The organism is Cytobacillus praedii (assembly GCF_001439605.1).
GTDB classification, from domain to species: Bacteria; Bacillota; Bacilli; order Bacillales; family Cytobacillaceae; genus Cytobacillus; species Cytobacillus praedii.
Window position 1 is genome coordinate 175732 of the sequence record NZ_LMBX01000006.1, and the last position, 22497, is coordinate 198228.

The following is a 22497-nucleotide window of genomic DNA, read 5'->3' on the forward strand; positions in this document are numbered from 1 at the left end:
ATATATAGACTTCGAGTTAACTCTATGCTTTGGCAAGAATCTACCATGTTGAATATGAAATGTCAAAGCTAAGCTTTTATGATAAGTGTTATAACTTATCCCTTGACCTAGAGTTAACTATAGGGCTTATTCTAGTTTTGCAAGAGAAATTAGATGCCCACTCTCTTATAAAATCAGGCTGTTGGAGGGATAAACAAATGGTAATAGCTAAAGCACGTGCAGTTGACGGTCCAGACAAGCCGTTTCGATCTGCTGAAATTAAAAGACGTGATCTCGATTCATATGATGTTCTGATTGAAATTAAATTTGCAGGCATCTGTCATTCTGACATCCATACTGCCCATGGCGAATGGGGTCCAGTGAATTATCCGCTTGTACCCGGACATGAGATTGCAGGTATTGTCACAGATGTTGGCGCACAGGTTACGAAGTACAAAACAGGGGACCGAGTAGGAGTAGGATGTATGGTCGATTCTTGTGGCGAATGTGCGAATTGCCGTAAAGGAGAAGAACAATACTGTCTCAAAGGAAATATCCAAACCTACGCTGGTGTTGACAAATACGGCGAACCTACTCAAGGAGGCTATTCTACCCACATTGTCGTACAAGAAGATTTCGTACTCAATATTCCTGATAGCATTGAGCTTGACGTCGCTGCACCTTTGCTTTGTGCAGGTATTACGACATATTCCCCATTAAACCATTGGGGAGCCAGACCAGGAAAGAAAGTAGCTGTTGTTGGCATGGGTGGCCTTGGACACATGGCTGTTAAAATTGCACATGCCATGGGTGCAGAAGTTACCGTGTTATCACAAACATTAAATAAAATGAAAGATGGCCTGCAATTTGGTGCAGATCACTACTACGCAACAAATAATCTAGAAACATTCAAAGAACTTTCTGGTTGCTTTGACTTAATTATAAATACAGTAAGTGCAAGGATAGATATTGATGCTTACTTTTCACTGCTCACGCTTGACGGAACACTGGTTAATGTAGGTGCTCCTGGTGAGCCGTTATCACTAAATGTGATGTCTCTTATCGGCCATCGCCGTTCATTTGCTGGTTCAATGATTGGTGGCATCCGTGAAACTCAGGAAATGCTGGATTTCTGTGCTAAACATAACATTGTTCCAAAAATTGAAGTCATTTCTGCCGATCAAATTGACGAAGCATATGAACGAGTATTAGCTTCCGATGTAAAGTATCGATTCGTAATTGACACTAGCACAATGTGATTAGTGAATGTCTTTAATGATTATTTTAAGGTGTCTTAAAAGCCTAGCTTTTGGGGCACTTTTTGTATCATTGCTTTATTTGAAAGATAGTTAGGAAATACTAACAAAAAAGATAGGGGATTTATTCAAATGAACATGAAAGAGTTTATCGATTTTTGTAAGAAATGCAATCCCATTTCAGGTGAGGATAAAGAATTGCATGGACTATTAACTCAATGCAGTTATGAAGCTCAAAGAATAACAATGGAGTTGAATACAACCTATCATTCAAAAGAAGAGATAATAGACATTTTCAGCGAACTGACCGGTAATAAAGTGGATCCATCATTTATGTGTTTTCCGCCATTTTATACGGATTTTGGAAAAAATATCACTATTGGAAAAAATGTGTTTTTTAACACAGGCTGTTCCTTCCAAGATAGAGGTGGAATAACTATAGGAGATGGTTCCCTGATCGGTATGAACGTCACCATTGCTACACTTAATCATGGGTTGCCTTTGGAAACAAGAAACATTACATATCCCTCACCAGTCGTCATTGGCAAAAATGTGTGGATTGGATCCAACGCGACCATCCTGCCTGGTGTGAAAATTGGTGACAACTCTGTTGTTGCTGCAGGAGCAGTGGTAACTAAGGATGTCCCAGAAAACACGATTGTTGCAGGAGTGCCAGCAAAAGCTGTAAAAAAAATAAGTAATGATTTAAAGTAATTAGTAAGAAAGAGCGTAATTCTTGCTGAAGAATTGCGCCCTTGCATAAAAACTAATGTATTCTAATTTATTCTTTTTTTATCCTTGCCTCTAATAATAATAGTATATGGCTCTCCAGCAATCTTTTTTTGAATTTCCTCAGAATTTAGAAACTCATAGATGGTATCTTCTATTATACGAACCTTTTCATCCGCATCTTTATCGGTATAATTTATTGATGTTTTAATAATGATTTGAAGAGGTGCTGGATGAAAGGAATAAGCAAATCCAGTTACCTTGTATTCTTTTTTTGCCGTTAATCCTTCAATAATCACAGGGAATATTTCGTTCCATTTGGCTTCTTTTTCTCTTTGGGAAAGATCTATTTTATTTATCTTAATCGAGAATGAATCGATTTTTTTTGCCCTTAAACTTTCATTGATTGTTTCCTTTATGTCTTCTATCCTCTTTTCGGTATCAGGGATATCAATATGGACAATCACTTTGTCTGAGTTGGGTGCAGGGTAGGAGTACCCGTGAGAAAGCACATTAAATTTCAATTCAAGCAAATGGTTATAACTTTCTTCCAATGCATTGGATATTACCTGATCACGCGCTGAAATCGGTTCTGGAACTTGATCAATCTGTCTTTCTACTTCAATTTTATACCCATCAAATTCCTTGGCTTTCAAAATATTAGCTGCAATTTCCTCTACCTCATCACGAACATCATGAAAATACGCTTCGGAACCCTCTATCGATATGAAGATATGTCTGGCATTCCCGCCAAGTCCGGAAATACGATACCCTTTTTCCTCTAGTTCCCTCCATAACGTCTGATTGATTGACTCGGAATGAAAGATCTTATTCAAATAGGGGATTTTTGATGCTACCTCTGCCATTGCAGGAGAAATAATGGCGGAACCAATAAATAAACTAAATAATAGTACTAACGCCATTCCGGAATAGATTACCCTTTGGATTATACGTCCTTTTCCTATACGGGTTGAGCGAATCTGGTTTTTGCCCTTCTCATCAACTCCCAATGCCTCAATATCATCTAGTATTCTTTTTTTCAAATGCTGTTTTTGTTTTGTTTTCCACATCAGGTCGGAATTCATCTTCTCTAAAGAATCATCTAAATCAATATCCTCAAACCGTTTTTTCACCCCAATATCCCTCCTTTATCAATTGTTTTTTTAGTACGGGAATTGCTCTGAAAAGCATCGATTTCACTTTACTCTCAGACCAACTTAATATCTTCGCTGTATCCTCAATGGAAAAACCTTTGATTTTTCTTAAAATAATTACCTTCCTATATGTATCTTTCAGTTCTCCTAATGCTTTATAAAGCTCATAGGACTCTTCCTTTATTTGAATAATTTCTTCAGGCAATGGATGAATGTCTTTTTGGAATTGAAATATTTCTTTAAAGAAAAGGCTAGGTTTCTGCTTTCTTAAAAAGTCAACTGTTACATTATGAGCGATGCTAAATAGCCATGTTTTTTCACTAGAATGATTTTTAAATGAATCATAATATAAGTACGCTTTGACAAAAGTATCCTGGGTTAAATCCTCAGCCTGTTGATAATCATTAACCATCAGTAAAATAAAGCTTAATATCGATTTACTATGCTCATCATACCACTTTGCAATTTCTTCTTTTTTGTACTCCGGCAAATTTCCACCCCGCCTTTTCTTGTTGTTCAATACTTAGACGTATCAGTAAAATAAAAGTTGTGTTATTAAACAAAAAAACTGTCCAATGACAGCTGAGTTATAGATAATTTAATATTAAATGTTTTAGCAAACATTGTAGTTTTTATATAAATTTCCAGATGTTGATTTCCGCGCCAGAATGGCAGCGACCCGGATGTAGACTGTGAGCCTCCTCGTTGCTCACGCTCCTGCGGGGCATTTAACTTACAAATTTTATTCAAACTCTAGCCCTTGTTAACACAAGACGTAAGCAAAGTGAGTAAATTAGAATAGATAACGATAGGAAACCAATAAATTGTTTGCAGTCAATTTGCGAGAAAAAGGAACTATTAAAAAACGACTTTGTCATTCGTACAAAGTCGTTTTTCTACTATTATCGTATGTACTAACCTTGACGTCCTTCAGTGTAAATTTGGAAGGTTACACCGAATTTATCTTTAATCACTCCGTAAGCAGGACTAAAACCCATATCTGATAGTGGCATTTCAACTTGTCCGCCATCCTGTAAGGCTTCAAAAATTTGGCGAGCTTTGTCTGCATTGTCAAACGTGATACAAATGGTCACCAAATTTCCTTCTTGAGCTGGTTGACCTGGGAATGTATCTGAAAACATAATTACTGACTCTCCAACCCTTATCGTAGCGTGTGAAACAAGGTCTTTTGCATCCTCAGGGAAAGGAAAATCTGGGGTAGTTGGCATTTCACCAAATGTAATAACTCCTAAATTTTCTGCATGAAATACTTTTTCGTAAAATCTAATTGCTTCTCTTGCATTTCCGTTCAACTGTAAATAAGGAATAAATTGCATTTTTTCCAACTCCTCTGATTTTATCATGATTATGTACTCCAAATATTATTATAACCAACAAGATCATGATTCACATTTAAATTCTGATAATTATAATCATTCTACACAATCGTCGTTCGGATAAAGTTTCTGATATGTTTCTACTGTATGTATAATTAATTCCTTTAAAACATTGGTATCGATATCAGCTAATTTATTTACATAAATACATGCCTTACTCTTTGTGTGTTTACCAAAGCTTTCTAATAACTTTTCTCTTTCCTTACTTTCATAGGCCAAATAAAGACTAATTTTCGCCTTTCTTGGTGAAAAACCCACTAAAGGTGCATCTCCTTCATGTCCTGATTCATACTTATAGTGATAGCTGCCAAAGCCTATAATACTAGGACCCCACATTTTTGCGTCGTAACCAGTTACCTCTTCAAAGATTTCTACTAACCGATAAGCATCTGCCTTCTTCTTCTCATTTTCCACACTTTCAATAAATTCAAATACACTATTGTCGGTTTCTTTCATCTTCGGTTCATACATATATGAGCTCTCCTATTCTCTAAGTAAATACTTATTTACATTATTTTCATTATTATTACATTCTAAAACGCCAGTCCCATTTCCTGCAAAATCTTAGAACCAACTCTTCGTATATAATGAAAAAAATATCTTATTGGATGATTGCAATATATGAAGAGGCTTGAATCTTAGCCAATACACACTCATTATAAATTAAACTAACATGTAATCTCTTTTGTGGTGTTTTTCCCTTTTCCATTAACCAATTTGTTAAACTTACATATAATGTTTGACCTGTTTCATCAATAAACCTTTCCATTGCAAATCGACATACAAAACTAGCCCACCAAACTTGTAAGGCTTTATAAACTTCATTAGAGCTTGTAAAATTATCCGTGCCCTCGGCTTATTTTTGTGGTTGTTGCCCCAACTTGTAAAACTATAAATTATTTTTAAAGTTTTTTATTTATGTAGCACTTATTTAAATTTATTATAAAGATACTCGAAATGTTTGCTAACCTGACTGTTACTTCAATAAAGTTCAACAAAAATGAGCGTTAATCCTTCTTAACGTTAATTAGGATATAATAAAAAAATGCCCAGTCCCCCATATGTCAAGGGTTTAGACATTTATATAACCAAGATTATTTAAAGCGTTAATTTGTATATTATGCCTTATTAAAATTAATTTCTTATTAAATTAATGCGCCGATTGTTAAATATCGATTCTATAGAATAATATCGTTGTACTGTGCAGCTGGAAAGTTGTTCTTCCTAAAGATAAGTGCCCTACAGATCAATCAGAGATAGTGGGTTAATCCTTTACATCTTCCTTGCATGTTTCACTAACTAGTTGCTATAACACATTGTTTTCTTTATTTTTCGGTCCAAGCCTATTACAATTTTCATATTGAGGCTTTGAATTTTTTAAATATTTCGCATTAAACCCTAATAAATTTTTCAAAGGTAGCCTAATTATTATGTCGTTTGTTAACCTCAATCGTAATGAACTCTGGCAAATAGCTGGGAGTACATCCTTTTGCTACTATTTCATCTTTGTAAAGACCCGTTTTCTCACCAAGTTTAATACAACGTGCACGATACTTTTCATCATAAACGCCTATCCAGCCTACTGTGAAATTCATAGCCCATTGAACTTCCGGTTCTTCCTGCGTAATATTAGCTTCTATTGCAGATAGTAAGTCTGCGGTATTATCAGGCGGTGTTTGTCCAGTCCACCTCAATCGTGCTTGGTAATACCAGAAAGCTCGCCTTTGCAGAGCATAAGGACTATGTTCCCATGACTCCATAAATGCAATTGTCTTCTTGTCTTTTGTGAGCTGATTAGCCATTAACCAATCCATTAAGTTATTTCGCTCATTAAAAGTGTGTGACTGCATATCCTTATCAAGCTCATTTAGCACATCTTGTGAGAGAAGTTTTTTGTCCATAATTAAGATTGCTAATAGTCTGTGCAAATACTCTTCGGTTGTCCATAGTTCCATAGCTAGTTCGTGATCTTTTTTAATTTCCTTCGCAATTTTTCGTAAGTCGCCTAGCTTAGTTTTACTATTGATCTGAGATAGAATGTTTTCTGCTTTTAAAGAGCGTTTTATTTCTGTACCTTTATTTTCATTCATTTTATACAACTCCTTAATTAAAGCTTTCTCCATCTATAATAGAAAAGCAACCATCTTTAATATAATAATAACATTTACTTCCTTTTAATTGGTTTCGAAAAAAAGCATACCTTTTTAAAGAAACCCCCGTTAATGCAAGAAGAACAGAGCTTCTATTAGCCAGCCTACCAAACGTGAAAAATCTGTTTAATTGTTATTCGGCATGGCTGCGGTTTTATTTAATGGCTGTTTTCTAAAAGATTGTTGTTTTTAAAGAGATTTTCCGATTACCAAAAAGACTAGTTGATTGGAGCGGAAGGTGCGAGACTCCTGCGGGAGGAGCGGAACAGGTGAGACCCCACAGGAGCGTTAGTGACGATGAGGCTCAACGCCCACCCCGCGGAAAGCGAGCATCCTGGAGCGTAAATCAACTTCTACCCAATTATGTTAAAAGCAGTAAAGGTTGCGAAAAGAGCCTATTTAATAAACAATGTCGCGTAGAAATGGCATAACACCCCACATGACAAACAAAGCGATGGTGAGTATAAGATGGTTCCTGCTATTGGTAGAATCCATTTTTGCTTCTTGTATTGGATCCAGTAATTAACTGCCCACATGACGAGCAGAAAACCAATAAGACCGAATTTAAATATGTCAGAAATGGGGTCTTGGGCTGGGCTAATATTTACCACAGAGAAAAACGCGAGAAAACCGATAGCTCCCAATAGGATTAAATTGACAACATGCACGACAATATTATAAGTATGGTTATTCATTTAATCTCCACCCCGATCATTTATAGTTCACAATCTCAATTTATTAACAACATTTTATCAAACTTTTATATAAATTATCGTTCTTTCCTATAGAGAATCAGACGATATTTCAAAGCCAGATGATAAAACAACGAACATAACATTAGTTAAGGACCCTCATTATCCACTCCTCTCTCATCTGAATTAAACAAACCATGCTTCTTCAACTAATCTGCACCGTTAGCTTAAGTACATTTTTACAAAGTCACCAAATAATCATCATATTTATTGCACTGTTTTCGCCTTCGGGTATTTCTGTTAACTTTTGAACTTCCTCTGGACCTATACCTAAATAATTTCCTACCTCTGACTTTGTTAGAAACCGCTGTTAGAAATTGAGGGGTTAAAAGTTTTAATGACTTAAATCTATATTTCCATGGTTGCATTATCGTTTAGCAATTTTTGCTGACTATACATTTTTTCAAAAATAATTCCTGTTAAATAGTAAAACGCGAGAGCAAAACAAATATGAATAAGTGTGAATTTAAGACCAAAAGATGTGAATTCATACAACAGAACTGGCAATTTCACTGTCGACCAAGCACCTAAGAAAAATACTATATAGCGTACGCTTGCTCCTTTTTTCAATAATAAAATTGCTATTGGAAAGGCTATATAAAGAGGACCTGCTGCTATCGTTGCTAATAATAAAGTGAAGAAGACTCCATATATACCTGATTTTTCACCCATATAACGAATAAGTGTTTCTTTGGTTACCCATTGATCCAATAATCCGACTAGTATAAATATAGGAGGTAGCAGAAATAACATATCCAAAATACTTTTACCAGTTAACTGAACGGTTTTTATAGCAATAGCTTGATTCATAAATGCAATAAGAAGTAATCCTAATAATAAAATGAAAAAGAAACGATATCTTTTTAGCTTCATCATGTCATCACCACCCAAATAATCAATGCAAATAGAAGAGACATTATTATGGAAGAAATATTTCGAGCGTAAGCAAAACTTTTTCCAAATATCTTTTGTTCCATATTTAAAGTAACAAGGCCTACAGACATCAATGTCGACATTAATACGGCTACTTGTGGAAGGGCAGCTCCATTTTGAACTAATGTTTGTCCGAGAGGAAAGACTATAAAGCTTGGAATTAAAGCAATTGAACCAATAATTGTAGAGTAGATGATACCTAAGAAGCCAGAATTTTCGCCAATAATTGAAGAAATAAGGGACGGTGTCAATAAAGATAATGCTAGCCCAATAAATAGCATTATCGCTAATAAATCTGGTAAAACCTTTTGAAACATGTCCCATGATTTTAATAATGCCGTTTTGGTTTTGTGTTTGTCTTTTATGAAGGAAATTCCCAAATATATAGAGGCTATCGTATAGAGAACCATTCCACTAATCATTATTTTGATCCTTCCGTTCCTTATATTTTTCTTGGAAAAATGTTAAGTTTTTCATTTTTTCTTCAATGTCTATGTGAAATTCTTCTAATTTCTTTTTACCAATTGCAGTGATTTTGTACATCCTTATCGGTTTGTCTCTACCAGATGTATCCACATATGATTTAACAGCTCCTTCTTCCTCTAATTTTTTTAGTGTGCGATATAATATGGCGCTATCAATTGGGTTGATGGGAAGCTCCTCCTCACATTTTTGTAGAAGTTTCCCCCCATAATTATCTCCCTCTGTTAAAAACAGCAAAAGAAATGCTCCTGTATGTCTCCCTGTATGTTTCATAAAAAATACACCCCTTTAATTTTTTTAGTGAAATTTCAGATAAAATATTACTGTTGTTGACAGTTTACTGTCATTAACAGTAATGTGTCAATATTTTTCTTTGTATTTAACAAAAAGAAATAATGTTGAGGATTATCTTTAAACTAGAGGAAAATATATGCAGTCTCTTTTTTGGCTGTATTCATCGTAACATAATCATGTGATGTCATTATCTGTTGTGAAAAGCTGGCTGACTCATTATTAGTCATCTGCTCTTTTCCATTCCAAGTGACAATTCTTAAATGGTATTTCATTCAATACAATCAAAAATTAGGAATGAGTCCGAGGGGGCAGTTCATCATTGGCGTTTTTTAATATCAAACGTTTATCGCTTACTTAAATTCCTTCTTTCACTAACCTGGCCCGATTGTTGAATAAAGCTAATGATACTAGTTCCCAAAACCTGCTGTGTTAAATAAAAAGGTTAAATAAAAAAAACCTTCCGGTTGTGAACTGCCCCACGAAAATGAGACATTGAAAAAAACACCTATGCTACCTGGCTTATTTGATTGGAGCCAGGTAGTTTAATTTTGCCTGTATTCGTTTTTCGTTATAGTAACACATATATTGATAACTTTTGCATAATCCTTTGTACTGTCTTACGATTTACCTTAATGCTATTACGCTGCTTTAGAAGAGCTTTAATTTTTCTATGTCCATAATAATATTTAGTTTCTTCGCAAAGATTGATAATAAGCATTTCTAACTTATTCGGCTCTCGATTAATGTATTTCTTTTTCCAACGATAAAATGTAGATTTCGGCACTTCTAGTACACCAAGAATATCAATTATTTTATACTCCTTCGATAATTCCTCCACCAATTCAATAACTACTTGNCGGAACCAGCTCCTTTCGAATTCTATGTACTTTTTTAAAATATTTATTTGCATCTGAAGATGCTTATTTTTCTTACGTTCTGCTTCAAGTTCATCCTGTCCTTCTGGACCTTTACTATAGCTGTATTGTTTGCNTGATAGGCTGATCAAAACGGTGGTTTTCACCATTACGCTCCCAACGCATCCACGTCTTTATTTGTGTGACATTCTTTATCCCCAATTCCTTCATAATTTCTGAGTTCTTTATTCCATTCTTTTTCATTTCAATTGCTTATATTTTAATTTTTGATGGATAATGTACCTTCTTTCCCATATAAAAAACACCCTCCAGAAGTATCGATTAGTTACTAACTAAATATAATACGGGGGGTGTTTTTTCCTTGTCTCATTTTACTGGGTCACTCTAAGTTAGAGGGGCTTTGAATGTCTTATTAAAGTAAGGAACACGGTAACTGGTTAAAAACAGTAAGCATCTTCCACGATTCTGGTATAAGAAAAATACGATATACCTATAAAAATGGTACCTCAGTTATTTTACAATGCTACCTGTTACTTTAAGTACCTTCTTCAAAATCACAATTTTCGAAACTAGTTCATATTTAAAGCAGTCCGATTTAATTAAAAATCGGCTGCCTTTTTTAATTGATACGTGATGATTAGAATATCCGCTTTTTCCAAAGTGCCAATCCGATCCAAATAACTAAAATTAATGCTATTATCAATGTAATAATCCAAGAGAATGGATCTTTATCATCAATAGGTAAGATAACATTCATACCAAAGAAACTAAATACAAGAGTGGGAAGAGTTAAAAAAACGGTAAATAACGTAAGAGTTTTCATTGTTTTATTTAATTCATTAGATATCAGCGAAGAATACGATCCCGTAATACTGTTCAAAATTCTTGTATATAATTCTGTGGTCTCAATTCCTTGATTATTTTCAATTTTTACATCCTCAAGAAGATCTTTATCCTCTTCATATAACTTAATAGATTTGGTACGAAATAGTTTAGTTACAACATCCGCATTAGCTTTTAATGATGTGAGAAAATAAACCAAACTTTTTTCGATCTCCATTAGATCATAGAGTTGTTTGCTAGTTAATGAATCACGCAAATTACTCTCAATTTTAAGACGTTGTTTGTTAAGCAGTTTTAATTTTTCTATATACTGCGTTGAAATTGACAATAATATTTCTAATGCCAAACGAATCTTCATTGATGTGTTCACATTTTTCTTAACTAAATTTTCTAAGAAGTTTGTAGATTGGCTACAAACCGTAACAATATAATCCTTTCCTATGATTATTCCAATAGGAATCGTAATATATGAATCAAATTGATGGTTATTAACATCAATAATTGGAAAATCATTAATAATTAATGTACAACTCGTCTCTTCATCATATTGAATTCGAGCACTTTCTTCTAAATCTAATGGATCTTCTAAAAACTCCATTGGGAGATTACAAAGTTGAGATACCTCTTTAAGTTCATCATTTGAAGGAGCAGTTAGATTTATCCAGTAACCCTTTTCAAATTGATCAATCTCATTTATTTTTCCAGCAACATCAGTTTTATAAATTTTCAACATGGTTCTTTCATCCTTTCGACTTATTAACGATTTTTCTATTTCAAGGAAATTCTTTCTGAAAACAGAGATCGCTGCTAAATCGAATTTGATCATGTTACACTAACATGTAAAAATTCTTAAATTAACATGTCCTACATAAGTTGAAAAATACAAGCTAAAGTAGGGGGGAACATGCTGGGGATACCTAAGATTCGCAGTCTCTCTGAACAGAATATGGATACTAGCAATATATAATAGACACCTCTCACTATGACTATCCAATGTAAATTGTTCCCCCCTTTCAAAAATAAAAAAACCCTCTAGATAGATTCCTAGAGGGTTTGATAAGCGTACGAAAAATAGCACTTAAACTTCTCCCCCACAGTAGAGCTTTGGCACTATACAACGTAAAGGAAAAATCCTTAGCTACCTTATGAAAAGCCTTAATTCGGCAGTTCCTGTTCTACCCATTGGCATCTTTCGATGTTTCCGGGCAGTAGCCTATGTTTGTATAGGAGCCTCACCTAACGAGGATTTATTATTATCATTGATATATTATACTTACTACTAGAATTAGTCAATAATATATTTGATCAATTAATTTAGCAGGTTTCCGATTCTAGTCTATTTAACCAGTTATGAACTAATGCATTAAATACATCAGTTTGTTCGATTTGTAGATTGTGACCAGCCATATCAAGAACTGAAAAAGTTGCCCTAGGATAATCCTCAATAAGACGCCAGGCATCGTGATATCCGACTACATGGTCTTGGTGACCTGTTATAATTAGCGTGGGATATTCCAGTTTAGATGAAATATCGAAGGTAAAGCCATATCCGTTTTGTCGAATGTAGTTTAAGAATTCTTCATTTGTTTGTTTAGAAGGAAGCAAAATTTCATTTCTAAACCTCTCCCATTCAGTTTTCCCTTGCACTACCCCCATTGAGCCAAATTCCTCAGCATCCTCTGTAGACAAAAGAGATATCAAGTTGCTATCTCTTTTTATAATGGTCTGTGGTGGTACTACTCTGTCATCGAATTCAGGTATTGTCATTGGCGCAATCAGCAGTAATCCACGAACTGTATTCTGACGTAAACTGGCTATACCTCTCGCAATGTACCCTCCGTATGAATTACCACAAATAATAAACGATTCATCAGGGATAAGTTGGTCTAAAAGATGTAATATTGCTTCTAACATATCATCAGAGTTATGAATAGATGATTGTGGCTCAGATTGCCCCATTCCTGGTAAATCAATGTATATTCTTTTCCAGCCGCTTCGTTTCAAAAATAATGGTTCCATTGCATGTAACATGACTTGATGATCGAGTGTCCAACCATGCAACATTACGATAGGATATCCTTCTCCAATTACCTTATGGTAAATCGACACGTTTTTTTCCCCTTTTCAGTGAACAATATAATTAATATATCAAGCGTGTACAAAATTATAAGAATCATGAATGTGAATAGTCAATTTTTCTTTTTAATAAAACTCCATAAAAAGTCCATTTCATGAATAATAGACGCTTTCATTATTTCAGAAAAGCGCCTGACTGTTGAGCAATGAACTATGCGAAAGATCGCTCTACAAATACGTTCTAATTTTTTGACTAACACTCCAGTTTGCCATCCATAAAGCAGGAACACAACCCGCTTCACCAAGGTTAATGATTAAGCCTTTACAACGTCAATACTGCTTCTACGGCTGGGCTAGGAAGGCCGTTGAATTATGGTGCTTTAGGACCAATCAACGCCACCCCAAGAGGATTGCAACTTTCGCAATAGAACAATTTGGCCGAGATGATATGTATCGTGCATCATGATATTGCTGAGTAAACGCTCAATAGAGTACCTGTTAGCTGCATACGGTGCTTTTAGCTTTTCATCATCAAGGTCCGCAATGACCGTTTTTAAATTATTCATGACTTCATTTATGCGCTGCACTGTCTGGGCCCACCCAGCTTCGTCTTCTGGATCTCCCGGATTTCCAAAAGTTTCTTCATTGTCTTCTGCTTTATGCGGATTCTCTGTGCCATTCATTCGATGGATCACGTCTTCATTCCAAAATATCAAGTGGTTGACAATCTGCCAAATTGAATTGCTGATTCCCGAACTTGTCCATGCTGCCTCAGCTGCAGTGACTCCATGAAGCGCCTGATCCATGGATGCAAACCATTCATTCTCATAGCAATGGATGTCGAGTTGTTCTAAAAACACGTTGGTTACAACCTTCATACAACCAATCTCCTCACTGTTTATAGTAACCTTTCAAAGTTAAACGACAAGAAAAAATCTCATTACTCCATTCTTTTATTTTGAGAAAACAACAAAACCATGTTTACTTATTCGGCTCTTCCAGCTTTTATTCCTTCATCATGACAAACTAATGGTGGACCCAGGTTCCACTATATCTTCAACAATCGGACCGATTCCGGAATAAACCTTTACCAAATAGGAATTTTAACTCATTCTCGACTATTTTTTAAAATTATCATCTACCAAGGGTTTTCCTTCTTGATCAACCATAACGGTTAATCCACTTCCAGCACCAGTAAGATTCAACATATATAGAACCCCCGTCTGGTTATCACGAATAATCTTAAATAATTCTAGTTTTCCTTGAGTATAAATAGTTTCAAAACGTTTGTTATCCATTATCCCACTCTCCCTTAACCTGATAATTGATGAAGTGATTCATTCATTTAAGTACAATCCTTGATAGTCTCCTTAATTTCATCCTATATATATGCCACTAAATTTATAGCTATTACTCTAGAATCTGGCCCGATTGTTTAAGTGCTTAACTGCTTTTTTGTTCAACTAACACACCCGTTTATTAATAAAATCTATTCGACTAAACGAGACCATTCTATCTGTGACTTATTATTATTATTTAAAAGATAAGCTCCAGTCATTGTTCTCATTTTTATCATATAAATCCTCCGTCAAAAACTCACTTCTTCTGCTAACCTGCCCTTTATTTTCAATAAGAAAGAGATTTACTCTTTCTTGAAGAATAACGCCTTTATTAGAATAGATAATTATAAATCACTTAATTCTTCTTTCACTAAAACCCCTGTTAGTTCAAGAAGGATTTTCATTGATATTTAATTAATTGAAGGGAATTATAATTAGTATTAAAGTAGTTGAATAATGCAAATTCATTATTTGATAACCACTTTAAATCTCCAAAATGTCGTCAGAATAATAATTGAATAACAGGTTTAATATTGATTAGTTATTGAATCAGAATTATTCGCTTTTATCAAAACCAAGGTGAACAGAGTCTGCAATCCTTTCATAGCCAATTTCCCTATAGATCTTATTTGATGTCGGATTCATCATATCTGTGTACAGTACGCAAAAGTTGAAATCTTTTAGTAGTTCTCTTGATACAGCCGTAACAAGCGTTCGAGCATATCCTTTTTTGCGTTCTTCCTTTGGGGTAAAAACAAAACTAACGGTTACACCGTTCTTTGTAGGTCGTGACTTCTTCATCATAGATACGATCTTTCCTTTATCCTCCCAAATAAAAACCTCTTGTTCCTTTAGAAACATTGCAACACGTTTTTTCACTTGTTCGTTTGGTGAAATCGGCAGTCCGGTATCATTTTCGAATAAGTTGAACCACTTCTCGATAAGTGGAGAATCACTATCTTCCGCATACCGCCAAGAACCAGGACTATGTTCAAGCGTTTCATTAACTTTGTTTAAACGATACAATCCCTGATCCATAAGGAGTTGATGGGTCTTATTGGTTTTTATTTCCCACTTTGTTGCGACTTTGTATGCCCACTCTTTCAAACTGATGATCGAACGAAAGTCAATTTCAAGTTCGACCATATTTCTTATGAAGAAATCTATTATTTCTTCTAAACGGTTTTCATCGACAAAAATAAGATTTAACGGATGCGGGGGTGTCATTTGGAAAAAACCTAACACATTTCCATCTTCCTCAATTGTCGCCATAAATGGATTCTCATAATTACCAGCTTTTATAGCTTGCAGTACACCGTAAAAAAGACTGAATACATCTTCCTTTTCCAATAAAAACGACTCTATCTTTCTCTCAAAATCATGAGCATTATCATAAACTTTAAATTTCATTTTGAACACTCCATTCATGATCTAATAAAATCGAATGCACCAATTTAGAAACATCTTTTCATTCCGTATTTGGTCTGAATAAGGTATAACCTTAATTAAAATTGTGCGCTTTTCTTGAAGAAAGGAGCTTTCCTTATTTATAGAAACGCGCCAATTGCAGAAGAGTTACTCATTCAAAGCCCCCCTTATTTTAATAAGAATGGAGAATTTAAATAATTCTATTCACATCCACACACTTTGGCTAGATAGTTATAAATCCTTCGTTATTTCAATATAATCTCTATCAGAAAATAAATTGATTTTATAACTTCCTTTTATATATGTCGTATTTCCGCCTTCTTGTTCTACTTTTTTCCATCCATTTTGTTTTATAACTAACTTATAGAAAATAGGAATTCCATTTTCAACCGATGCTTTTCCCCAGTCATAACCATAAACATTTCCATTTTTATATACTAAATATGCATTTTTAGGATATGGGAAATTATTTAAATCCTCAGATGTTTGATAGGATGATACAGATATACAGTAATAGAGGATACCTACAAACAAGAAAATAAATAATAAGATAACATATTTTATAGATTTCTTTCTCATAACTAACACACTTCCAATTAAAGTATATACCTTTTAATTCTCCATTCTGGCATTTACTCCTTCTTCCTTTAAACTTCTCCGTTAATTTTGGTAAACTTATTTACAATCCTAATCGATTTGAAATAGGACGCATTCCTAAAGAAACGCGCCCTATTGTTATGTCTTACAAAAGAAAAGGTACAGTTAGTACAATTAAAAAAGAGCGTTAATATTGATTTCTCCATTTAACGCTCCCAAAAGATTTCTAGATTATTTAATAAAACGTATAAATCGCTTTTTACCAATTTGTAATACGTCATCATTCATTAATACACAGTCTAAATTATCTTCATTTATTTTTTCTTTATTGAGCTGTACACCATTTTGTTTAACTAAACGTATAAATTCGCTTTTACTTTTTACGAATTCTTTTTCAATTAACTGGGGAATGATGGCTTCAACTGTTTCTGCACCAATTTCGATTAAGATTTTAGGTATATCATCTGGTATTTCTTTTTTACTAAACGCCGTTTCAAAATACGTTATTGCTCTTTTTGTTTCTTCTTCTCCCCAGTATAAATTCGTGACGATTTTAGCTAATTTAAGTTTAATATCTCTTGGATTAGCTCCTTTTTCAAGATGCTGTTTAATTTTTTCTATTTCATCTGGATGCTCATCCGTGGCCAATTCAAAGTATTTTATAATTAGGCTATCGGGTACTTCCATAACCTTCTTAAACATTACTTCTGCCGGTTCATTTACTCCGATATAATTTCCAAGACTTTTGCTCATCTTCTCTATACCATCAAGACCTTCAAGCAAGGGCATGAAAATGGCAATTTGCTTTTCTAATCCCCAATGTTTTTGAAGTGTACGGCCCATAAGAATGTTAAATGTTTGGTCTGTACCACCTAATTCAATATCCGCTTGGATCTCTACCGAATCGTACGCTTGCATCAGTGGGTAAAAGAATTCGTGAATTCCTATTGGCACTTGATTTTTATATCTGTTTTGGAAATCATCTCGTTCTAATATTCTTGCAACAGATGTTGTTGCTGCTAATTTAATGACTTCCTCGAATGTTAATTTTGAAAGCCACTCACTGTTAAAGCGGACTGTTGTTTTTTCTGAATCTAACACTTTAAAGATTTGTTCAAAGTATGTTTTTGCATTTGCTTTAACCTGATTATCACTTAGAGCTATTCGGCCTTTTGCTTTTCCAGTTGGATCCCCAATACGTCCTGTAAAATCACCAATAATAATTACAACTTTATGACCTAGATTTTGCATCTGCTTTATTTTTCTTAATACAACTGCATGACCTAAGTGAATATCAGGTGCAGAAGGGTCAAGCCCTAATTTAATCGTAAGCGGAGTCTGCAACTGGTATGACTTCTCTAATTTAGCCAGTAACTCAACCTCGTTCACTACTTCTTGAATACCTTTCATGATAATTTTTAATTGTTCTTCAGGTTTAACAAACATACTAACATCTCCTTGAAATATTATTTCTAATATTGCAAGCTCTATAAGAATCAAAGGATAATAAAAAAAACGCCCTTTTGGATTAACCAAAAGGACGATTCATCACGTGTTACCACCTTTAATTCATAAGCAACTCACATTGCTTATCTTAATAAGTACAGTCGTTTGACGATACTTTAGCACATGATTACGGGTGCTTATCCGGTGTAGCCTACTAAGGAAATCCTGTTCAGTACACAGCTCCAAGATGTATTCACAATCGTTCAACATGCACCTCTCATCAACCGGTAACTTTCTATCTGTTTACATGATTGCTACTCTTTCTTATCATAGCCTTTGTTCTTATACTCCGAAATGTTTTAAACAAATCTTCGTTATGCAGATATTAATGTTATTGATTCTATCTATGTTGTTTAAATTTGTCAATATATTAAATTTACACCAAAGCTTGTGGAAAGAGGAATTTTGGATTTCAGTTTATTTACAAAAAAATAATATTTTCTATCAATTATCCTTATTACCTTCTTTTGGAAAAACTGGAAATGTGTTACCGCAAAAATAGAAGGTATTTAAAATGAAAAAAATTTTATATACTTGTTTTGCTGTTGTTGTTGCTGGTACCCTTTGGGTTGGAGGACAAAGTAAACTTTCTAAAACTATTGTTTCAGAGGTTTCAAACGAACCAAATGTATATACAGCAGCTGATGAAGATTTACAAGATAATGGAACGATCTCTGATGGAATCCATAACACTTCGTTATTTTTAAATGATACATTAAAATGAGTTTTGGATTTTTCAGATTATCGTGGAATCGAAGTCATTAATGATTATTCAAATGCTGCTGTTCGACTAGCTAAAAAAAGAAATGCTGGCAAATCTATCATAGAAAAATTAATCCAGGCGGAGCAACTTATCCAAGAAGCTGCTGCAAATGAGAATATTTCCAAACTTCAAGAAGCAAATAAAATCTTGCTGAAATTGGATCTAGAATTTAACAAAGACATCCTCTCAAAAGAAGAGATTGAATCAATTAAATCAAAATTACATGAATGATGCTCTTGTATGAAAAAGTTGTAGAGGTATTAAAAATGGTGTAACTAATAATTTTTTTATCGTTCTCTCCCCATATTTTTATGGCTCTAATCTTATAGTTTCGAGAAAATCCCTACAATTCCTTTTACAACTTAACTGCCCTTTACTTCAAGAAGAAAAAGCTATTTTCCTTCTTGAAGGCTAGCCCCCGTTAGTTGAAAATCTTAAATCCATTTATCTAAAGTCCATCCTTCAACTAACCTCTCTTTAAGCATAGTGACATTCCAATTTCCCCAAGGTGAAAATTGCTTATGCTAATAAGTTAATACTTCAACTCTGTCTCTCTTCCAAGTTTTATTATCAACAATATGCCAACAAATAAATTCACCGTTTACAATATGATTATCTCTAAAATTTTGAGGTAATGAAGTTGAATTGCTTTACCTAATTTACATGATAGAACTGAAAATGATATTTTAAATGAATAAGTTAAACAGAAAGATTTATATTTTATTCATTTTCCTCTATTTTGCAGAGGAGATTTTCAACTAGTTTGTACAGCCGTAATTTTGCAAGTTGAAATTGCAAATCTAAAGATTGTCTCAGGACATATTGGTAAAGTACCTAACACTTTGCCAAGACCTGTTTGTTCCTCGTTAAAACCTAATATTCTTCCTCCATTAAATGGCCCTATAATGGAAAAAAGCGATCTTCTTTATTGAAGAATCGCGCCTTTTTATTGAATAACTAAAAGAGACTTTCAATAAATTGATCTTCTGAAATTACTTGTAAACCATTTCTTTTAAATAAGGCTGAAGTAACTCCATTTCCAGCAATTTTCTTACCCTTAAATTCACCGTTATAAATCATTGAACTACCACAGGATGGGCTATTCTCCTTGAGAACAACTATTGTTGCGTTTATTCTTTTAGCTTTTTCTAAAGTAGCATAAGCTCCTTTTATGTAAAGTTCGGTTACGTCTTTACCAGATTTCTCAACCACTTTAGCCTTTCCATCCAGTACATCTTCCCCGTCTCCGCCTACTATTTCAGCAGGTTCCCTTGGGGTTGAAAATCCGCCAAGAAGTTCGGGACAGATCGTAACAGCTTTATTCTCTTCAACTAATTTACTTATCCTATTATCCAAGCTATGTGTGCCATTATACCTTACTTCTAATCCAGCTAAACAAGAACTGACCAAAATCATGAACTACACCTCTCAAATAAATCCATACATTGCCATACTTATTGTACCAAACTGCAATATGGTTTAAATACATTACTTTACAATCGCAGCTATTTTTGCACAAATACCCATATTGCTTCAAAGACGTTGTTCAATTGTATGGCCCTTTTCATTCTTTAAATAATTCTCACACCTAACAAAAAAATCAAAAGACAATACCCCATATTTAAGCATCACTCATGAGATTTAAATTTTTAAAAATAAGTAAACGACCAAGTTCGAGCCACATTTTTACAAATAACAATATTCGATCTGTACACCTAATGATTATTTCTTCAGCTTAACATGATTAATAAAAATGTGAATACGATAGATATGAATGCAGATGAAGTGGTATAGGAATGGGGGATTATATGATCCAAATATCGGGGGGGCCGTTTCAACAGAATGAAAATTGGCAGCTTGGAAGTATTGAGAAAACAATTGTTCAACATATGCAGAATGCTCCAGTCTTTTATTCTTATTATTCCGAGTATGAATTTTTGTTTGAACTTAAAGTGCGAAAGAACATAATCCAAAGTGCGAAAGAAATGGACAAAAGTCAGGCTATGTTTACAAGCTTTGAATATGCCCGCTGCAATCCTATGTACTGGCAATTGACAAGGGCAGGCGGGTTCTTTTTAAGACCTGATGTGCGACCAGCTGATGCCATTATGGATATTTATCAGAACGGTTCACTTTATGCATTTGAATGTGCAACAGCTATTCCAATCATTTTTTACCATGCCATATTGAATAGTATTGGCAGCAATTTATTTAATTTACTGTTTCGAAATCTATATCTTTACAGCTGGCATACTGATACAGATCTGGGTATCATTACTTTTTATTCTAATCATTTTATCCCTGGAGATGTTTTGTACGTAAATAATCCTGACTTTGATCGAAAAACACCACAGTTCAGAGGTGTTAATGCTGTTCTCCTTGATGATGGCAGATTGTTTGGACATGGATTTAATATTAGGACATCTGATGAAATGGTTAGAATTTTGAATGAAACAAGAAAACAGCACAGTTATCAATCAGCTTATATAACAAATTTGGTGACAAGGCCTTCTTTTAAGTATTTATTCAGAGTGGCAAGCTGGCAAAGAAACGGTGATGCATACAAAGTCCAGCGTCCGGTCGTGCACCATAACAAAGAATCCATTTCATATGTTCACTATCTTTATTATTCAATCTAAAAATCGGTGATTTCACAAATCCCAGACATTTGCCTATTTTTTTATAGACGGGCTCCAAACTCACCTCCAAGAGTATAATATAAAGAAATTCCTTACACGAAAGGAGGTGTGATAATGTATTCAAACCTTAATGCACCACCGACTCTTAGTGCTAATGTTCCTCCAAACCTTGCTCCAATGCCCACCTTTACTTCTCCTGCTTTTGAATATGGAGCTCCATATCCCGTTTATAGTTATAGCTGTCCTAATAATCGGAACGATTTTATCTTAATTATAGTTTTGTTTATTTTACTTATCATAGTGGGGGGAAGTTTTTTCTGCGATAGCAAATGCTAACTTCTATGCTTATAAGAAAAGATATTTAATATTATATTTAACATAATTAACAATCTAAGGACTTGGGTACTTTCCTCAAGCCTTAATTTTTATTTTTAAAAACCTAATAGCATTTATTCTTAAAAGGCGATTTACTCTCGAACAACTCACCTCAATCATAACCTTCAAAATGAGCAAGCCTGCTTCTTTTATGGAACAAGAAAAGCTGCCTGATTTGGCAGCTAATTTTAAACATAAGAACCCCTTAGTTTAAGTATATTCCTTCACAATCTCACAAGTAAAAATCCTGTTTTGTTTAAAGTCTTATTCCATTAAATGGCCCGATTGGGGAATAGAATGTTCCACAACATTATTATTTTTTGAACAACTATATTGTGTATCAATCAACCTTTTTATCATTTAGCATTTAATTTATGTATGACGTCAGTATATTTCTTATTCATGCAGGAGTTTTACCAACAATATATGTAACAAAGAAGCAACTGGACCTGGTAAAATCCAGTAATGGTGTATAATCTAGGGCTAAGATTGGTCTATTTTAATTGGAAAAATAGCTAATGCTAAAAAGCGATACGGAATGAACCCATACCTTACCCCTTTTGTCAACAAACTGAGACCCTTATAACTTATTAGGGTATGTAATTTCTTAGTATTTAATAAAGCGGTTTAATATTTTTCATTTCATTAATCCAATTAGTAATAAAGTCAAATTCCGCATAATTAATAGGATACTTTTTACACTCACAAATTTCCTTACTTGCTGGGCTCTAAGTATGAAGTTGTAGCTATTACAGTTCTATCAGCATTCTTGTCTACCATATAAAATAAAGTGCTTTTACATAGTTCACACTTACTTTATTATCGAAAATAAGCGTTAATCCTTATTGTATATGCATCTCTTTCTGGTGTACCTTCAAATAAGCTCATAAATACCTCTGTATATTTTAAAAGTTCTTCATTATTTTTC

The 22497-nt window shown here is 34.1% G+C and carries 25 protein-coding genes, 1 pseudogene, 1 riboswitch and 1 other annotated feature; of the genes and pseudogenes, 6 read left to right on the plus strand and 20 right to left on the minus strand.

What is annotated here, in order from left to right:
* Positions 1–197: 197 nt before the first annotated feature.
* Both ASU02_RS09005 and ASU02_RS09010 read left to right on the plus strand, forming a co-directional pair.
* Positions 198–1238, plus strand: coding sequence for an NAD(P)-dependent alcohol dehydrogenase (locus tag ASU02_RS09005; RefSeq protein WP_057763090.1), 1041 nt, complete (start codon positions 198–200; stop codon positions 1236–1238).
* A 129-nt stretch (positions 1239–1367) separates the two neighbouring features.
* Positions 1368–1949, plus strand: coding sequence for a sugar O-acetyltransferase (locus tag ASU02_RS09010; RefSeq protein WP_057763091.1), 582 nt, complete (start codon positions 1368–1370; stop codon positions 1947–1949).
* Between the two features lie 62 nt (positions 1950–2011).
* On the opposite strand, the gene ASU02_RS09015 is transcribed toward ASU02_RS09010, so the two are convergent.
* The 18 genes from ASU02_RS09015 to tyrS all read right to left on the minus strand — a co-directional run bounded on the left by ASU02_RS09015 (position 2012) and on the right by tyrS (position 17732).
* Complete coding sequence (locus ASU02_RS09015) at positions 2012–3097, minus strand: DUF4030 domain-containing protein (RefSeq protein WP_057763092.1); 1086 nt, start codon at positions 3095–3097, stop codon at positions 2012–2014.
* Positions 3081–3608, minus strand: a complete 528-nt coding sequence (locus ASU02_RS09020; RefSeq protein WP_057763093.1) for an RNA polymerase sigma factor — start codon at positions 3606–3608, stop codon at positions 3081–3083. Before ASU02_RS09020 ends, ASU02_RS09015 begins: the two co-directional genes overlap by 17 nt.
* 424 nt (positions 3609–4032) lie before the next feature.
* Complete coding sequence (locus ASU02_RS09025) at positions 4033–4455, minus strand: VOC family protein (RefSeq protein ID WP_057763145.1); 423 nt, start codon at positions 4453–4455, stop codon at positions 4033–4035.
* A gap of 96 nt (positions 4456–4551) precedes the next feature.
* On the minus strand, positions 4552–4986 hold the full coding sequence (locus ASU02_RS09030; protein WP_057763094.1) for a DUF1801 domain-containing protein: 435 nt from the start codon (positions 4984–4986) through the stop codon (positions 4552–4554).
* Positions 4987–5116: 130 nt separating this feature from the next.
* Complete coding sequence (locus ASU02_RS26230) at positions 5117–5284, minus strand: hypothetical protein (RefSeq protein ID WP_198317421.1); 168 nt, start codon at positions 5282–5284, stop codon at positions 5117–5119.
* 652 nt (positions 5285–5936) lie between these two features.
* Positions 5937–6605, minus strand: coding sequence for a DNA alkylation repair protein (locus tag ASU02_RS09035; protein WP_057763095.1), 669 nt, complete (start codon positions 6603–6605; stop codon positions 5937–5939).
* Positions 6606–7060: 455 nt separating this feature from the next.
* Positions 7061–7360: a hypothetical protein gene (locus ASU02_RS26235; RefSeq protein WP_057763096.1), complete on the minus strand. Its 300-nt coding sequence runs from the start codon at positions 7358–7360 to the stop codon at positions 7061–7063.
* A 405-nt stretch (positions 7361–7765) separates the two neighbouring features.
* Positions 7766–8293: a permease gene (locus ASU02_RS09045; RefSeq protein WP_057763097.1), complete on the minus strand. Its 528-nt coding sequence runs from the start codon at positions 8291–8293 to the stop codon at positions 7766–7768.
* Positions 8290–8772 carry a hypothetical protein gene (locus ASU02_RS09050; RefSeq protein ID WP_057763098.1) on the minus strand — a complete coding sequence of 161 codons (483 nt, stop codon included), beginning with the start codon at positions 8770–8772 and terminating at the stop codon, positions 8290–8292. The genes ASU02_RS09045 and ASU02_RS09050 overlap by 4 nt, the downstream gene beginning before the upstream one ends.
* Positions 8765–9106: a PadR family transcriptional regulator gene (locus tag ASU02_RS09055; protein ID WP_057763099.1), complete on the minus strand. Its 342-nt coding sequence runs from the start codon at positions 9104–9106 to the stop codon at positions 8765–8767. The genes ASU02_RS09050 and ASU02_RS09055 overlap by 8 nt, the downstream gene beginning before the upstream one ends.
* A 589-nt stretch (positions 9107–9695) precedes the next feature.
* A partial coding sequence (locus tag ASU02_RS26935) for an IS3 family transposase (RefSeq protein ID WP_232426213.1) occupies positions 9696–9983 on the minus strand: 288 nt, incomplete at its 5' end.
* Between the two features lie 656 nt (positions 9984–10639).
* Positions 10640–11578: a magnesium transporter CorA family protein gene (locus tag ASU02_RS09065; RefSeq protein WP_057763101.1), complete on the minus strand. Its 939-nt coding sequence runs from the start codon at positions 11576–11578 to the stop codon at positions 10640–10642.
* 349 nt (positions 11579–11927) lie between these two features.
* Positions 11928–12096, minus strand: a riboswitch (M-box (ykoK) riboswitch).
* Positions 12097–12159: 63 nt separating this feature from the next.
* A complete protein-coding gene (locus tag ASU02_RS09070; protein ID WP_057763102.1) occupies positions 12160–12954 on the minus strand; it encodes an alpha/beta fold hydrolase in 795 nt (264 codons plus the stop codon).
* A 347-nt stretch (positions 12955–13301) separates the two neighbouring features.
* Positions 13302–13799 carry a DinB family protein gene (locus tag ASU02_RS09075; protein WP_057763103.1) on the minus strand — a complete coding sequence of 166 codons (498 nt, stop codon included), beginning with the start codon at positions 13797–13799 and terminating at the stop codon, positions 13302–13304.
* Positions 13800–14039: 240 nt separating this feature from the next.
* On the minus strand, positions 14040–14219 hold the full coding sequence (locus tag ASU02_RS09080) for a DUF6440 family protein (protein WP_057763104.1): 180 nt from the start codon (positions 14217–14219) through the stop codon (positions 14040–14042).
* A 597-nt stretch (positions 14220–14816) separates the two neighbouring features.
* The gene (locus ASU02_RS09085) at positions 14817–15671 is read right to left on the minus strand and encodes a GNAT family N-acetyltransferase (protein ID WP_057763105.1); all 855 of its coding nucleotides are present in this window, start codon (positions 15669–15671) and stop codon (positions 14817–14819) included.
* A 249-nt stretch (positions 15672–15920) separates the two neighbouring features.
* On the minus strand, positions 15921–16268 hold the full coding sequence (locus ASU02_RS09090; RefSeq protein WP_057763106.1) for a hypothetical protein: 348 nt from the start codon (positions 16266–16268) through the stop codon (positions 15921–15923).
* 249 nt (positions 16269–16517) lie between these two features.
* Positions 16518–17732: a tyrosine--tRNA ligase gene (tyrS, locus tag ASU02_RS09095; RefSeq protein WP_057763107.1), complete on the minus strand. Its 1215-nt coding sequence runs from the start codon at positions 17730–17732 to the stop codon at positions 16518–16520.
* An 87-nt stretch (positions 17733–17819) separates the two neighbouring features.
* Positions 17820–18072 (minus strand) — a binding site (T-box leader).
* 234 nt (positions 18073–18306) lie between these two features.
* Between tyrS and ASU02_RS09100 the strand changes: the two genes are divergently transcribed.
* Together ASU02_RS09100 and ASU02_RS09105 are read left to right on the plus strand one after the other, a co-directional pair.
* Positions 18307–18516 (plus strand): hypothetical protein, encoded by a 210-nt coding sequence (locus tag ASU02_RS09100; protein ID WP_057763108.1) that lies wholly within the window; start codon positions 18307–18309, stop codon positions 18514–18516.
* 3 nt (positions 18517–18519) lie between these two features.
* On the plus strand, positions 18520–18786 hold the full coding sequence (locus ASU02_RS09105) for a hypothetical protein (protein ID WP_057763109.1): 267 nt from the start codon (positions 18520–18522) through the stop codon (positions 18784–18786).
* A 523-nt stretch (positions 18787–19309) separates the two neighbouring features.
* Here the strand turns inward: ASU02_RS09105 and ASU02_RS26940 are convergent.
* Together ASU02_RS26940 and ASU02_RS09110 are read right to left on the minus strand one after the other, a co-directional pair.
* A pseudogene (locus ASU02_RS26940) lies at positions 19310–19426 on the minus strand (bclA protein); the annotation flags it as partial.
* An 86-nt stretch (positions 19427–19512) separates the two neighbouring features.
* Positions 19513–19971, minus strand: a complete 459-nt coding sequence (locus ASU02_RS09110) for a DUF523 domain-containing protein (RefSeq protein WP_057763110.1) — start codon at positions 19969–19971, stop codon at positions 19513–19515.
* A 392-nt stretch (positions 19972–20363) separates the two neighbouring features.
* On the opposite strand from ASU02_RS09110, the gene ASU02_RS09115 reads away from it, so the two are divergent.
* Both ASU02_RS09115 and ASU02_RS27190 read left to right on the plus strand, forming a co-directional pair.
* Positions 20364–21194 carry a protein-glutamine gamma-glutamyltransferase gene (locus ASU02_RS09115; RefSeq protein WP_057763111.1) on the plus strand — a complete coding sequence of 277 codons (831 nt, stop codon included), beginning with the start codon at positions 20364–20366 and terminating at the stop codon, positions 21192–21194.
* Between the two features lie 177 nt (positions 21195–21371).
* A complete protein-coding gene (locus tag ASU02_RS27190) occupies positions 21372–21530 on the plus strand; it encodes a YjcZ family sporulation protein (RefSeq protein ID WP_131239465.1) in 159 nt (52 codons plus the stop codon).
* Positions 21531–22497: the final 967 nt, after the last annotated feature.

Coding starts and splice junctions, on each gene's coding strand:
- ASU02_RS09005 (WP_057763090.1), top strand. CDS start 198: ATGGTAATAGCTAAAGCACGTGCAGTTGACGGTCCAGACAAGCCGTTT.
- ASU02_RS09010 (WP_057763091.1), top strand. CDS start 1,368: ATGAACATGAAAGAGTTTATCGATTTTTGTAAGAAATGCAATCCCATT.
- ASU02_RS09025 (WP_057763145.1), bottom strand. CDS start 4,455: ATGCAATTTATTCCTTATTTACAGTTGAACGGAAATGCAAGAGAAGCA.
- ASU02_RS09030 (WP_057763094.1), bottom strand. CDS start 4,986: ATGTATGAACCGAAGATGAAAGAAACCGACAATAGTGTATTTGAATTT.
- ASU02_RS26230 (WP_198317421.1), bottom strand. CDS start 5,284: ATGGAAAGGTTTATTGATGAAACAGGTCAAACATTATATGTAAGTTTA.
- ASU02_RS09035 (WP_057763095.1), bottom strand. CDS start 6,605: ATGAATGAAAATAAAGGTACAGAAATAAAACGCTCTTTAAAAGCAGAA.
- ASU02_RS26235 (WP_057763096.1), bottom strand. CDS start 7,360: ATGAATAACCATACTTATAATATTGTCGTGCATGTTGTCAATTTAATC.
- ASU02_RS09045 (WP_057763097.1), bottom strand. CDS start 8,293: ATGATGAAGCTAAAAAGATATCGTTTCTTTTTCATTTTATTATTAGGA.
- ASU02_RS09050 (WP_057763098.1), bottom strand. CDS start 8,772: ATGATTAGTGGAATGGTTCTCTATACGATAGCCTCTATATATTTGGGA.
- ASU02_RS09055 (WP_057763099.1), bottom strand. CDS start 9,106: ATGAAACATACAGGGAGACATACAGGAGCATTTCTTTTGCTGTTTTTA.
- ASU02_RS09065 (WP_057763101.1), bottom strand. CDS start 11,578: ATGTTGAAAATTTATAAAACTGATGTTGCTGGAAAAATAAATGAGATT.
- ASU02_RS09075 (WP_057763103.1), bottom strand. CDS start 13,799: ATGAAGGTTGTAACCAACGTGTTTTTAGAACAACTCGACATCCATTGC.
- ASU02_RS09080 (WP_057763104.1), bottom strand. CDS start 14,219: ATGGATAACAAACGTTTTGAAACTATTTATACTCAAGGAAAACTAGAA.
- ASU02_RS09085 (WP_057763105.1), bottom strand. CDS start 15,671: ATGAAATTTAAAGTTTATGATAATGCTCATGATTTTGAGAGAAAGATA.
- ASU02_RS09090 (WP_057763106.1), bottom strand. CDS start 16,268: ATGAGAAAGAAATCTATAAAATATGTTATCTTATTATTTATTTTCTTG.
- tyrS (WP_057763107.1), bottom strand. CDS start 17,732: ATGTTTGTTAAACCTGAAGAACAATTAAAAATTATCATGAAAGGTATT.
- ASU02_RS09100 (WP_057763108.1), top strand. CDS start 18,307: ATGAAAAAAATTTTATATACTTGTTTTGCTGTTGTTGTTGCTGGTACC.
- ASU02_RS09110 (WP_057763110.1), bottom strand. CDS start 19,971: ATGATTTTGGTCAGTTCTTGTTTAGCTGGATTAGAAGTAAGGTATAAT.
- ASU02_RS09115 (WP_057763111.1), top strand. CDS start 20,364: ATGATCCAAATATCGGGGGGGCCGTTTCAACAGAATGAAAATTGGCAG.
- ASU02_RS27190 (WP_131239465.1), top strand. CDS start 21,372: ATGCCCACCTTTACTTCTCCTGCTTTTGAATATGGAGCTCCATATCCC.